At 28.7% G+C, this 14,002-nt stretch carries 14 protein-coding genes; all 14 read left to right on the top strand.

Features of this window, described 5'->3' with window-relative positions; all coding sequences use genetic code 11:
* Nucleotides 1–70: 70 nt before the first annotated feature.
* The 14 genes from M4I33_RS01655 (at nucleotide 71) to M4I33_RS01590 (ending at nucleotide 13,994) form a co-directional block, all read left to right on the top strand.
* The gene (locus tag M4I33_RS01655) at nucleotides 71–886 is read left to right on the top strand and encodes a flagellin (protein ID WP_257915139.1); all 816 of its coding nucleotides are present in this window, start codon (nucleotides 71–73) and stop codon (nucleotides 884–886) included.
* A 270-nt stretch (nucleotides 887–1,156) separates the two neighbouring features.
* Nucleotides 1,157–1,966, top strand: coding sequence for a flagellin (locus M4I33_RS01650; protein ID WP_257915138.1), 810 nt, complete (start codon nucleotides 1,157–1,159; stop codon nucleotides 1,964–1,966).
* A gap of 214 nt (nucleotides 1,967–2,180) precedes the next feature.
* Nucleotides 2,181–2,996 (top strand): flagellin, encoded by an 816-nt coding sequence (locus M4I33_RS01645; protein WP_257915137.1) that lies wholly within the window; start codon nucleotides 2,181–2,183, stop codon nucleotides 2,994–2,996.
* 39 nt (nucleotides 2,997–3,035) lie between these two features.
* Nucleotides 3,036–3,851, top strand: coding sequence for a flagellin (locus M4I33_RS01640; protein WP_257915136.1), 816 nt, complete (start codon nucleotides 3,036–3,038; stop codon nucleotides 3,849–3,851).
* Nucleotides 3,852–3,970: 119 nt separating this feature from the next.
* Nucleotides 3,971–5,722: a motility associated factor glycosyltransferase family protein gene (locus M4I33_RS01635; RefSeq protein WP_257915135.1), complete on the top strand. Its 1,752-nt coding sequence runs from the start codon at nucleotides 3,971–3,973 to the stop codon at nucleotides 5,720–5,722.
* Entirely contained in the window at nucleotides 5,706–6,920 is a 1,215-nt protein-coding gene (locus M4I33_RS01630; protein WP_257915134.1) for a motility associated factor glycosyltransferase family protein, read from the top strand. Before M4I33_RS01635 ends, M4I33_RS01630 begins: the two co-directional genes overlap by 17 nt.
* A gap of 2 nt (nucleotides 6,921–6,922) precedes the next feature.
* Nucleotides 6,923–7,282: a hypothetical protein gene (locus M4I33_RS01625; RefSeq protein WP_257915133.1), complete on the top strand. Its 360-nt coding sequence runs from the start codon at nucleotides 6,923–6,925 to the stop codon at nucleotides 7,280–7,282.
* Nucleotides 7,283–7,295: 13 nt separating this feature from the next.
* Nucleotides 7,296–8,279 (top strand): NAD-dependent 4,6-dehydratase LegB, encoded by a 984-nt coding sequence (locus M4I33_RS01620; RefSeq protein WP_257915132.1) that lies wholly within the window; start codon nucleotides 7,296–7,298, stop codon nucleotides 8,277–8,279.
* 16 nt (nucleotides 8,280–8,295) lie between these two features.
* Nucleotides 8,296–9,459, top strand: a complete 1,164-nt coding sequence (locus tag M4I33_RS01615; RefSeq protein ID WP_257915131.1) for a LegC family aminotransferase — start codon at nucleotides 8,296–8,298, stop codon at nucleotides 9,457–9,459.
* 1 nt (nucleotide 9,460) lies between these two features.
* On the top strand, nucleotides 9,461–10,513 hold the full coding sequence (locus M4I33_RS01610; RefSeq protein ID WP_257915130.1) for a sugar phosphate nucleotidyltransferase: 1,053 nt from the start codon (nucleotides 9,461–9,463) through the stop codon (nucleotides 10,511–10,513).
* Entirely contained in the window at nucleotides 10,514–11,152 is a 639-nt protein-coding gene (locus M4I33_RS01605) for an acetyltransferase (RefSeq protein WP_257915129.1), read from the top strand.
* A complete protein-coding gene (gene neuB, locus M4I33_RS01600) occupies nucleotides 11,145–12,149 on the top strand; it encodes an N-acetylneuraminate synthase (RefSeq protein WP_257915128.1) in 1,005 nt (334 codons plus the stop codon). Before M4I33_RS01605 ends, neuB begins: the two co-directional genes overlap by 8 nt.
* Nucleotides 12,143–13,321, top strand: a complete 1,179-nt coding sequence (gene neuC, locus M4I33_RS01595; RefSeq protein WP_257915127.1) for a UDP-N-acetylglucosamine 2-epimerase — start codon at nucleotides 12,143–12,145, stop codon at nucleotides 13,319–13,321. The genes neuB and neuC overlap by 7 nt, the downstream gene beginning before the upstream one ends.
* Nucleotides 13,314–13,994, top strand: coding sequence for a cytidylyltransferase domain-containing protein (locus M4I33_RS01590; protein WP_257915126.1), 681 nt, complete (start codon nucleotides 13,314–13,316; stop codon nucleotides 13,992–13,994). Before neuC ends, M4I33_RS01590 begins: the two co-directional genes overlap by 8 nt.
* The last annotated feature ends 8 nt before the right edge of the window (nucleotides 13,995–14,002 follow it).

Below are 14,002 nucleotides of genomic sequence, written 5' to 3'. Positions count from 1 at the left end.
AAAATAATGCGATTATTAAAATAAGAATTTGAACAAGGAAGTTCAGTTTAAAATCAAGGAGGAATTTATTATGATAATCAATCACAATATGAATGCTATGAACGCAAACAGACAAATGGGAGTAAACTCATTTAAACAATCAAAAGCTATGGAAAAATTAAGCTCAGGTTTAAGAATAAATAGAGCTGGAGATGACGCAGCAGGACTATCAATCTCAGAAAAAATGAGAGGACAAATCAGAGGGTTAGAGCAAGGTTCAAGAAACTCACAAGATGGTATTTCTTTAATCCAAACAGCTGAAGGTGCTACAAACGAAACTCACTCAATCTTACAAAGAATGAGAGAACTTGCAGTTCAATCATCAAACGGAACTAACATTTCAGAGGATAGATCTCAAATCCAAAAAGAATTCTCACAATTACAAGATGAGATAACAAGAATTGGAGATCAAACTCAATTCAACAAACAAAATCTTTTAAACGCTTCATCAAAAGTTAGTTTCCAAGTTGGAGCAAACTCAGGACAAACTATAACTATCAATTTAAAAGATATGAGAGCAGCAGCTTTAAGTGTTGATAAAACAAAAGCAAGTGTTGGAACTCAAACAGCTTCAGAAAAAGCTATAACAAGCATAGATAAAGCTATCCAATCAGTATCAGGATTCAGAGCAGATCTTGGATCAGTTCAAAATAGATTAGAATCTTCAATAAGATCAACTAATAATACAGCTGAAAACTTACAAGCTGCAGAATCAAGAATAAGAGACGTTGATATGGCTAAAGAAATGATGGAATTCTCAAAAGATAACATCCTTTCACAAGCAGCACAAGCAATGCTAGCACAAGCTAACCAACAACCTCAAGCAGTATTACAATTATTAAGATAATTATATTTAAGTAGGCTACCAAAATTTATTTTGGTAGCCTTTTTTATTTTAAAGTAATTAAATAACTTCTAGGATAGACTTAATAAGGTTTTTTATAAAAATAAGAGAGTAAATAATAAAATGAATATATACAATTACTATTCAGATAAAAAAATGCTATAAAAATTAAAAAAATGATAAAAAATATTAAAGTATAACTGAATTGGTTCGATAATTAATTGTAATAAAGAAGCAAAGGAAGCTTCAACAGGAATCAAGGAGGAATATATTATGATAATTAATCACAACATGAATGCTCTAAATGCAAACAGACAGATGGGGATCAACACATTCAATCAAGGAAAATCAATGGAAAAATTAAGCTCAGGTTTAAGAATTAACAGAGCTGGAGATGATGCAGCAGGACTATCAATCTCAGAAAAAATGAGAGGACAAATTAAAGGGTTAGAACAAGGTGCTAGAAACTCACAAGATGGTGTTTCTTTAATCCAAACAGCAGAAGGTGCTACAAACGAAACTCACTCAATTCTACAAAGAATGAGAGAATTATCAGTTCAATCTTCAAACGGAACTAACATTTCAGAAGATAGAGCACAAATCCAAAAAGAATTCTCACAATTACAAGATGAGATAACAAGAATTGGGGATCAAACTCAATTCAACAAACAAAATCTTTTAAACGCTTCATCAAAAGTTCAATTCCAAGTAGGAGCAAACTCAGGACAAACTATAACAATTGATTTAAAAGATATGAGAGCAAGTGCGTTAGGTGTTGCAAGTTGCGACGTTTCGACTCAATCAGGAGCTGAGGCTGCAATAACTAAAATCGATTCAGCTATTCAAAATGTTTCATCATTTAGAGCGGATTTAGGTTCAGTTCAAAACAGACTTGAATCTTCAATAAGATCAACTAATAACACAGCAGAAAACTTACAATCAGCAGAATCAAGAATCAGAGATGTTGATATGGCAAAAGAGATGATGGATTTCTCAAAATCTAATATTTTAGCACAAGCATCTCAAGCAATGCTAGCACAAGCTAACCAACAACCACAAGGTGTCTTACAACTATTAAGATAGTAAAAGATAAAAAGGGAGTGTCGAATTTTTTTTCGACGCTCTCTTTTTTTATAGAAAATAACTATTAAATTTAAATATGTACAAAAAGTTAAAAAAGCAAATAAAATATAAAAATTATTTTAAAATTATTATAAAGTGATAAATTTCATTAACGATAGTTAACTGTAAAAACATTAAACAAGGATGTTTAATTAAAATCAAGGAGGAATTAATTATGATAATTAATCACAATATGAATGCTATGAACGCAAACAGACAAATGGGAGTAAACTCATTTAACCAAAGTAAATCTATGGAAAAATTAAGCTCAGGTTTAAGAATAAACAGAGCAGGAGATGACGCGGCTGGTCTTTCAATTTCAGAAAAAATGAGAGGACAAATCAGAGGGTTAGAGCAAGGTTCAAGAAACTCACAAGATGGTATATCTTTAATCCAAACAGCTGAAGGTGCTACTAATGAAACTCACTCAATTTTACAAAGAATGAGAGAACTTGCAGTTCAATCTTCAAACGGAACTAACATCTCAGAAGATAGATCTCAAATCCAAAAAGAATTCTCACAATTACAAGATGAGATAACAAGAATTGGGGATCAAACTCAATTCAACAAACAAAGCCTTATTAAATCAGCAAAAAGCGTTAAGTTCCAAGTTGGTGCAAACTCAGGACAAACTATATCAATTAGTTTAAAAGACATGAGAGCATCAGCTTTAAGTGTTAACGGTGCTAATGCAAGTGTTGGAACTCAAGCAGCAGCAAGTAAAGCTATAACAAGTATTGATAAAGCTATACAAACAGTTTCAGGTTTTAGAGCAGATTTAGGATCAGTTCAAAACAGATTAGAGTCTTCAATAAGATCAACTAATAATACAGCTGAAAACTTACAAGCTGCAGAATCAAGAGTTAGAGATGTTGATATGGCAAAAGAAATGATGAACTTCTCAAAAAGTAACATCCTTTCACAAGCAGCTCAAGCGATGCTAGCACAAGCTAATCAACAACCACAGGGTGTTTTACAATTATTAAGATAATAAACATGGAAGTTTAATTAGAGTCAAGGAGGAGTTATTATGATAATTAATCACAATATGAATGCAATGAATGCAAATAGACAAATGGGAGTAAACTCATTTAATCAAGCAAAGTCTATGGAAAAATTAAGCTCAGGTTTAAGAATTAATAGAGCTGGTGATGATGCAGCTGGTCTTTCAATCTCAGAAAAAATGAGAGGACAAATCAGAGGGTTAGAACAAGGTTCAAGAAACTCACAAGATGGTATTTCTTTAATCCAAACAGCTGAAGGTGCTACAAATGAAACTCACTCAATTCTGCAAAGAATGAGAGAACTTGCAGTTCAATCATCAAACGGAACAAATATTAAAGAAGATAGAGATCAGATTAATAAAGAGTTCACTCAATTACAATCTGAGATAACAAGAATCGGAGATCAAACTCAATTCAACAAGCAAAGCCTTATTAAATCATCAAAAAGTGTTAGCTTCCAAGTTGGAGCAAACTCAGGACAAACTATAAAAATAAAATTACAAGATATGAGGGCTACTGCATTAAATATTGATGCAAGTAAAGCAAGTGTTGGAACTCAAACAGCTGCACAAAAAGCTATAACAAGTATAGATACAGCTATTCAATCAGTTTCAGGATTCAGAGCAGACCTTGGATCAGTTCAAAACAGATTAGAGTCTTCAATAAGATCAACTAATAACACAGCTGAAAACTTACAATCTGCAGAATCAAGAGTTAGAGATGTTGATATGGCTAAAGAAATGATGAACTTCTCAAAAAGTAATATCCTTTCTCAAGCAGCTCAAGCAATGCTTGCACAAGCTAATCAACAACCACAAGGTGTCTTACAATTATTAAGATAGCATAAAGAATTACGTATAGCTTAGCTATACGTAATTTTTTTTATGGTATTATATCTGTATAAAGAAATACTAAAAATAATCGATAATTAAATAAAAATATTTCTAAGAAAGAGGATATCATGGGGAAAGTACAAATAGAAAAGAGCAAGGACAATTTTAATATATTAAAAATAAATAAAGATAATAAAAACTGCTATTTAGGAAGTAAGTACTCTCAAAGTAGAGAATTAGATAAATTTATGAAATCTGTTGAGCCTTTAACGGAAAAGGATAACTATATTGTACTAGGTGCTGGGGCGTTAGAACATATAAAATTACTTTTAGATAAAAAAGATAAGAACTCTAAAATACTTGTAGTAGAAGCTATTGATTACATTTTAGAAGAAGTGAAAAAATTAGAAATATATAATGAACTAATAAAAAATGAAGATATAGTAATAACAAATTCTATAGATGAAATAAAAGAGTTTATGAACGAAAATATAGATGATCTAAATTTAGAATATGCAAAACTTGTAACCTTTTCTAACTATAATAAAATATTCACAAACGAACTTATGGAAAGCTACAAAGAAATTAAAGAACATCTTATTAATATGGCACTTGAAAGAAACACAAAATTACAATTTAAAGACGAATGGGTTGATTCAAGTTTAATCAATTCAAAATATCTTTTTGAATCTGAAAAAATAAACGAGTTTAAAGATAAATATAAAGATATACCAGCTATAATAGTTTCAGCAGGACCATCTCTTCAAAAAAACATTAATTACATAGATAAAAATAAGGCACTTATAATAAGTGGAGGTAGAACATTAAAACCGCTTTTAGGGGTTAATATAGACCCTGACTTTATGGCGATTATAGATGGAAGTCAAGCATCTTATGAATTAGTTGAAAATTATTTAGATAAAACTAACACTAACCTTATTTATAATGAAATGACAAACTCTAAAATTTTAGATAATTATAAAGGTCCTAAAATATCTAGTGCTCAATCAGGTTTTATGAAAGAAATTTTAGGGGAAGATATAGTAGATATAATAAAAGGTGGTTCAGTTGCTAACGCGATGACTTTTATTGCTGCATTTATGGGATGTAACCCTATTATATTTGTAGGTCAAGACTTAGCTTATACAGATAATAAGGGTCACGCTGAGTGCGCGAAAACTGATAGTGTATCAATAGATGCTAAAGAAAATTACTATAAATCAAATGATGTGTATGTTGAAGGGATAGATGGAAAAGAAGTTAGGACAAGTTTATCTTTAAAAGCATATAAAGAATCTTTAGAAGATATAGTAGAGAGTTTTAAAGATATTAAATTTATAAATGCAACTGAAGGTGGCGCAGCTATTAGAGGAACAGAGGTTAGGAAATTAAAAGAAGTTTTAGAAGAATTTGAAGATATAAAAGAAAAAGATACAAAAGTAAAAAATATATCGGATAAAGAAATACTTAAAAAGACAATAGATGGGTTAAAAGATAATTTAGAAGCTTCAAATAAGGTTATTTCTCTTACATCTAAAGCGATGAAAAGTTTAGAAAGATTTAAAAAAGCATATTTTAAAAATGATAACTCCTCTGTAAATAGAATTAACCAGGAGTTAAACAGGTACGAAAAAGAGATAAATGAAGAAATACCAAAGTTAAGTATAGTAAATAGTGTGATTTACGATTTAAGTTATAATATAGAGTGTAGCGAACAGTTTGTTGTAAATAAGTCAGATTCTAAGAAGAGAGTTGTAGAAAAGAAATTAGATTTAAACACAGAGATATATAAAGGTATGAATAGAATTTGTAAAGACAGCATTAAAAAAATAGAAGACACTTTAAATATTATGGAGAAAAAATATGCTAAACTTAGTTAAATCAAAAAGTGGATTAAATACTTTAAAGTATAAAAATAAATATATCCATAGTAGATATGACCCGCTTAGAGAAGCTAAAACATTTATATTAAATAATAAGGAATCATTAAATAACCATAGTGTTGTTATAATAGGGCTTGGGCTTGGATATAACGTAAATCAAATTCTAGAGAATTTTAATAATATAAATAATATATATGTTTTCGAGTATTCAAAAGAAATAGTAAGTTTATGTATTAAAGAAAATGATGAATTAATTAAAAATGATAAAGTAACTATTATTTCAAGAGATGATGATTTTTATAATGAATTAAATGATAAGCTTAAAAAGGTTGAAGATGTAATTATACATAAGCCGTCTTTAGATATACTAAAAGATTTAAATATTAAATTATATGATGTTTTAAAAAGATTCCAAATTAATAAAGAGTCTATAAATCAAAATAAAGAATTGCTACTTGAAAATAAAGAGTATAATGAAAGTTTATATTTAGAAAATATAAATTCTTTTGTAGATAAAAAAATATTTAAAAATAATAAAAAGACACTTATATTAGCTGCCGGACCTTCTTTAGACTTTGATATAGAAAATATATTAAGTCATAAAGAAGAATTTAATATTATAGCAGTCGGCTCTGTATTTAAAAGAATTATGGAAAAAAATATAGTTCCAGATTTTGTTGTAATTATTGATGGCAATGAAATAGTAGTTAAACAATTTTTAGATAATTTAAATTCAAAAGTACCTTTATGCTTTTTAAATACAGCATCAAGATGGACTATAGAAAAATATAATGGCCCTAAATATATTTTTTATAATGATACAGAAGATGACTATGAAATAAAAACAGGCAAAACTGTTGCAGTTGCGGCTATTAACCTTGCTATTAAGTTTGGTGCTGAAAATATTGCCCTACTTGGACAAGATTTAACTAGCATTAACGGAAAAACTCATATTGAATCTTATTGTAAAATTTATGATATAAAGGGCGAAGAAAACTTAAATGACAAAGTCTTAGATAAAGACATAAATGGTAATAAAATAACTACAGTTAGAACGTATGTATATTTTAAAAAGAAAATAGAAGAAACAATAAAAGAAAATAAATCAGTTAAATTTTATAATTGTAGTAAAGGGCTTTATATAAATGGAGCTACCCATATAGAATTTAAAGAATATTTGAAAAGAGGATTATAAAAATGAAAAAAGAAAAATTAGAGGCTATAGTAACAGCAAGTGAATATATAAAAAACTTAATAAAAGCAATAAAAGATATGAGTGAGATGATGTATTCAGGAAATGAAGCTGAAGGTATGAATATGATATCTCAAGTTGTAGATGGATTAGATTATATAAATAAAGTTGTTTATTTAACAGATAATGTTTTTGGAAGAATCGAAAATATAGACGGATTAAACGAATATCTAGATGAAATAGTTAATGCAATTGAAGGTGAAGATTATATATTAGTTGGTGATTTATTTAATTATGAAGTAACACCTATCTTAGAAGAAGTAGAAAATGCTTTTATAGATGCATTAGAAAATGAAGCAGAATAAGGAGGAAAAGTTAATGAAAGTTTTAGTAACAGGTGCAGATGGATTTATAGGAAGTCATTTAACAGAAGAATTAATAGATAGAGGATATGATGTAAAGGCTTTTGTTTATTATAATTCATTTAATTCTTGGGGATGGTTAGATTCACTTCCTAAAGAAAAATTATCAAAGCTTGAGATTTTTGCAGGTGATATTAGAGATCCAAACGGAGTTAGAGAAGCTATGAAAGGTGTGGATGTAGTTTATCATTTAGCTGCACTTATAGCTATTCCTTTTAGTTATCATTCACCAGACTCATATGTTGATACAAATATAAAAGGAACATTAAATGTATTACAAGCTGCAAGAGATTTAGATACAAAAAGAATATTAATAACTTCAACTTCAGAAGTATACGGAACTGCAAAATATGTTCCTATAGACGAAGACCATCCATATCAAGGACAATCACCTTATTCTGCAACTAAAATAGGGGCAGATAGGCTTGCAGAATCATTTTACAGAAGTTTTAATATGCCAATAACTATAGTTAGGCCATTTAACACATTCGGTCCAAGACAATCAGCAAGGGCTGTAATTCCTACAATAATCGCTCAGCTTTTAGAGGGAGAAACAGAAATCAAATTAGGTTCTCTTACACCTACTAGAGATTTTAACTTTGTTAAAGATACTGTAAATGGATTTATAGAGATTGCAAGTTCAGAAAATACAATAGGTGAAGAAATAAATATAGCAACTCAAAGAGAAATTACAATTGGAGAACTTGCAGAAGAGTTAATTAGACAAATAAATCCAAATGCAAAAATTGTTTGTGATGAAGAAAGATTAAGACCAGAAAAAAGTGAAGTTAATAGACTTTTAGGTTCAAATGAAAAAATTAAAAAATTAACATCTTGGGAACCTAAATATACTTTTGAAGAAGGATTAAGCGAAACTATAAAATGGTTTAAAGATAAAAATAATTTAGTTCAATATAAATCAGATATTTATAATATTTAAATTGGAGGGGTGAAAAATGAATTTTATACCACTTTCTGTACCAAACTTAAAAGGAAATGAAAAAAAATACGTTTTAGATGCAATTGAAAAAGAATGGGTATCAACAGGCGGAGAATATATAAATAAATTTGAAGAAAATATTGCAAAGTATGTAGATGTACCTTTAGCTGTATCTTGTCAAAGCGGAACGTCTGGAATTCATTTATCACTAATTGAAGCTGGAGTTAAATCAGGGTGTGAAGTTATAGTTCCAACATTAACTTTTATAGCAGCTGTAAATCCGGTTAAATATTTAAATGCAGAGCCTATCTTTATGGATTGCGACGATTCTCTAACTTTAGATCCTATAAAACTAAAAGAGTTTTTAGAAAACGAATGTGTATTTGACGGAGATACTTTAATAAATAAACATTCTAATAGAGAGATAAAAGCAATAGTAGTTGTACATATTTTTGGAAATTTAGCTAATATGGAAAAAATAATGGAGCTTTCTAAAAAATATAATCTAAAAGTTATAGAAGATGCAACAGAAGCTCTAGGAAGTAAGTTTACTTTCGGAAAATATAAAGGAAAACATTCTGGGACTATTGGAGATTTTGGAATATATTCTTTTAATGGAAACAAGATAATAACAACAGGTGGGGGAGGTATGATAGTATCAAACGATTTAGAAAAACTAAATCATATAAAATACCTTTCAACACAAGCTAAAGATGATACTCTTCATTATGTTCATAATGAAATAGGATATAACTATAGAATGACTAATGTACAAGCTGCTATAGGGCTTGCACAACTAGAAGAATTAGATTCTTTAATAAAGACTAAAAAAGAAAACTTTTTTAAATATAAAAAAGAAATAGAAAAAATGGATAAGTTATCTTTAATAGAATTTTCAAAAGATATAGAGCCAAATTATTGGTTTTATGGATTAAATGTAGAAAAATCAAAATACGATGTAGATACGTGGATAAAGCTACTACACGAAAATAATATTCAAACTAGACCTATTTGGGGTCTTATACACGAGCAATTACCTTATAGAGATAATTATAGTTATAAGATAGAAAAGGCAAAGTACTATGTGAAAAATATTATAAACATTCCATGTAGCAGTAATTTAAAATCTGAAGAGGTTGATTATGTTTTAGAAAAGCTAAATCAAATAGAGGAGAATTAATATGGATGTTAAAGATATTATAATTGATGAAAGTTACACTATAAGTGAAGTTATTAAAAAAATAGATAAAACTGCAAAAAGAATCCTTTTAGTTGAAAGAGATGAAAAATTAGTAGGTGTAATAACTGACGGAGATATAAGACGTTTTATTTTAAAAAATGGTGATTTAAAAGAAAACTGCAAGGATATAATTAATAGAAATCCTGTAACTATAAAAAGTGAAGATAGAGATAAGGCATTAAAGATAATGAAAAAATATTCTATTAATTCTGTCCCAGTTGTAGATAAAAATAAAAAGATTAAATCAGTTATTTTTTGGGATGAGAGCGAAATGTATCTTCCTATGTTTAAAAACGGTGAAAAGATTCCTGTAGTTATTATGGCAGGAGGGCTTGGAACTAGGCTTTACCCATACACTAAAATTTTACCAAAGCCTCTTATTCCTATTGGAGATATACCGATAGTAGAGAGAATAATTAATAAATTTCAGAAGTTTAATATAGATAAAGTATATTTAACTGTTAATCATAAGAAAAATATGATTAAGTCATATTTTAATGATCACGAAATGGAATATGATATTAAATTTGTTGAAGAGGAAAAACCTTTAGGTACGGGCGGAAGCTTATATCTACTAAAGAATCAACTTAAAGAAACATTCTTTTTAACTAACTGTGATATTTTAATAGATTCAGATTATAGTGATATATATAGAATGCATAAAGAAAGTGGAAATGCTGTTACTATAGTTGCAGCTATGAAAAATACTACAATACCCTATGGTGTTATTAAATTAAATGGCAAAGGTGAAATAGAAGAAATGGATGAAAAGCCTGAAATGTCATTTATGGTTAACACAGGGATGTATGTTGTAGAACCAGAAGTTTTAGATTTTATAAAAGAAGATGAATTTATAGGTTTTCCAGATATAATCGAAAGGTGTAGAGAAAAGGGTTTTAAGATTTCAGTTTATCCTGTAACAGAAGAGAGTTGGATGGATATGGGAGAACTAGACGAGATGCAAAATATGATAAATAAATTAGGTGTGAAATAGATGGAGAAAATAGTTCTAGTTGGCGGTGGCGGACACGCTAAAAGTGTAATAGATACAATTATTAGAAATAATGAATATGAGATTGTAGGAATACTAGACACTAAAGAAAAGATTTCAGAAACTATTTTAGGAATAGAAATAATAGGAACAGATAAATTAGCAAAAAAACTTTTTGATGAAGGTATAACTAATGCATTTATTTCTTTGGGCAGCGTTGGTAATACGGATTTAAGAATAAGTGTTACTAAAAAAATAAAAGAAATAGGATTTTCTTTTCCTAAGATTATAGATAAAAGTGCTATAGTTTCTAGCTTTTCAAAAATTGAAGAGGGTGTTTTTGTAGGTAAGGGAGCTATTATAAATGCAGATGCAGTTATTAAAAGTTTTTCAATTATTAATACAAATTCTGTTATAGAACATGATTCTATAATAGGTGAATTTTCGCACATATCACCTAGTGCAACTTTGTGTGGCGAAGTTAAAGTAGGAAGTAGATCGCACATCGGTGCAAATGCAACAATAATCCAAGGAATAAAAATTGGTAGTGATGTTTTAATAGGAGCTGGAAGCACTATTATAAAAGATATAGAAGATTCAAAAGTTGTAGTTGGTAATCCAGGGAGGGATATACATGTTTAAAAATACATTTATTATTGCAGAAGCTGGAGTAAATCATAATGGTAATTTAGATATAGCTAAAAAAATGATAGATGAAGCTTCTAAAACTGGAGTTGATGCAATTAAGTTTCAAACATTTAAAACTGAAAATTTAGTTTGTAAGGGTGCAAAAAAAGCTGAGTATCAAAAGAATAATACAGACAATAAAGAAAACCAGTTTGAAATGCTTAAAAGATTAGAATTTTCTTATGAGGATTTTAAAGAGTTAAATGAATATTGCAAACTTAAAGATATTATGTTTTTATCTTCACCTTTTGATTTAGAAAGTATAGAAATGCTAAAAAAATTAGACATAGAAATATTTAAAGTTCCATCAGGCGAAATAGAAAATGTACCTTATTTAAGAGAAATTTCAAAGTGTAATAAAAAGATAATTTTATCAAGTGGTATGTGTAATCTATCTGATATAGAATTTGCAATTGGTATACTTGAAAAAGAAGGTGCAAAAGATATTTCAATACTTCATTGTAATACTGAATATCCAACTCCTATGGAAGACGTTAATTTAAAAGCTATGGAAACTATGAAAAAAGCATTTTCTTATGAGGTTGGTTATTCTGACCACACAGAAGGAATTGAAATTCCAATAGCAGCTGTAGCACTTGGTGCTAAAATTATTGAAAAACATTTTACTTTAGATAAAAGTATGGAAGGACCTGACCATGCTGCAAGTTTAACGCCTAAAGAACTTAAAGATATGGTTTGTGCTATAAGAAATATAGAAAAAGCTTTAGGAAATGGAAGGAAAATACCTTCAAAATCTGAATCTAAAAATAAAGATATAGCAAGAAAAAGCATTGTTTCTAAAAGACCTATAAAAAAAGGTGAAATTTTTAGCTTAGAAAATATAACTACTAAAAGGCCTGGAACTGGAATTAGTCCTAAGAGATTTGATGAGATTATAGGAAAAGAAGCTTTTAAAGATTTTAATGAAGATGAGATGATTAAATTATGTTAAAAAAAGTTTGCATAGTAACAGGAAGTAGAGCAGAGTACGGGCTTTTAAGACCAGTTATTAAAAAATTATCAAAAGAGAATATAGATTTAAAAGTAGTAGTTACCGGGATGCATTTATCTAAAGAGTTTGGAAATACTTTTAGAGAAATTGAAAAAGACGGGATAAAAATAGATAAAAAAATAGAGATTTTAGTAAGTTCTGATACTGCATCAGGAAACTGCACCTCTATGGGGCTTGCACTTATAAAGTTTGGTGAATACTTTGAAGAGGAAAAACCGGACCTTTTATTAGTTTTAGGTGATAGGTATGAAATAGCAGCAGTTTCTTTAGCTGGAACTATAAATAATATACCTATTGCACATATGCATGGGGGAGAACTTACAGAAGGCGCATATGATGATGCACTTAGGCACTCAATAACTAAAATGAGCACGCTTCATTTTGCAAGTACCTCAGAATATAGAAAAAGAATAATACAGCTTGGAGAAAGCAAAGAGAGAGTTAAAAATGTAGGTGCAATAGGCGTTGAAAATATAGAAAAGCTTAAATTGGTTTCTTTAAAAGAAATAGAAGAATTCTTAAATTTTAAATTAGATAAAAAATTTGCTTTAGTAACATTTCATCCAGTAACTTTAAAAGATGGTAGCAGCATAGAAGAGGTCTTAGAACTTTTAAAGGTTATAAATGATTTTAAAGAATATAAATTTATAATTACAAAAGCAAATGCTGATAAAGAAGGAATTGAGATTAATAAACTTCTTGAGAAGTTTGAAAAAGAAAACGCAAAGAGAATTAAATTAGTTAGTTCAATGGGAGTTATTAATTATTTATCGAGTATGAAGTATGCAGAAGCTGTAATTGGAAATTCTTCAAGTGGAATTATTGAGGCCCCAAGCTTTAATATTCCAACAGTAAACATTGGAGATAGACAAAAGGGAAGAGTTCAGTCAAAAACTACTATTAACTGTAAACCAAATTATTTAGAAATAAAAAAGGCATTTAATAAAGCTTTCAGTAAAGAATTTAAGGAAGAGTGTAAAACTTACCAAAATCCTTATAAAAAAGAAGGCACAAGCGATTCTGTAGTAAAAGAAATTATGAATTACTTGGATGAAAAAGATAAACAGTTAAAAAGATTTTATGATATAAATTGGAGTGATAAAGATGTATAAAGATAAAAAAATATTAGGAATCATTCCAGCTAGAAGTGGCTCAAAGGGAATAAAGGATAAAAATATAAAACCTTTATTAGGTGAGCCTTTAATAAAATATACTATAGATGCAGCACTAAATAGTAATATGATAGATGATTTAATAGTATCAACTGATAGCAAAACGTATGCAAATATTTCTAAAGAACTTGGAGCGAAGGTTCCATTTTTAAGAGAGGATTACTTAGCATCAGACGAAGCGAAAACATCTGATGTGATAATCGATATATTAGAAAAGATAAATGAAGATTATGATTATTTTATACTTCTTCAACCAACATCACCTCTTAGAAATGAAAATCACATAAAAGAAGCTATAAAATTAGGTGTAGATAGCGAGTGTGATTCTGTAGTTAGTGTTTGTGAGGTTGACCACTCACCTATGATAATGAATACATTAGATGAAGATTTAGGTTTGTTTAATTTTATTAAAAGTTCAAATAGAAGACAAGATAATGAAAAGTTTTATAGGATTAATGGTGCTATATATATATCTAAAGTAAACCATTATAAAAAAACTAAAGATTTTTATCTTGAAAATTCTAAAGCATATATTATGGATAGAAGAGATTCTATTGATATAGATGATATATTAGATTTTCAAATTGCAGAAGCGATTATGAAAAGGAAATAAAGGGAGGG

The sequence above is a fragment of the Clostridium sp. LY3-2 genome, from assembly GCF_024705715.1.
In the GTDB taxonomy this organism is placed as follows: Bacteria; Bacillota; Clostridia; order Clostridiales; family Clostridiaceae; genus Clostridium.
Note: the sequence above shows the minus strand (reverse complement) of the source record. Positions and strands in the feature narration are given on the sequence as shown.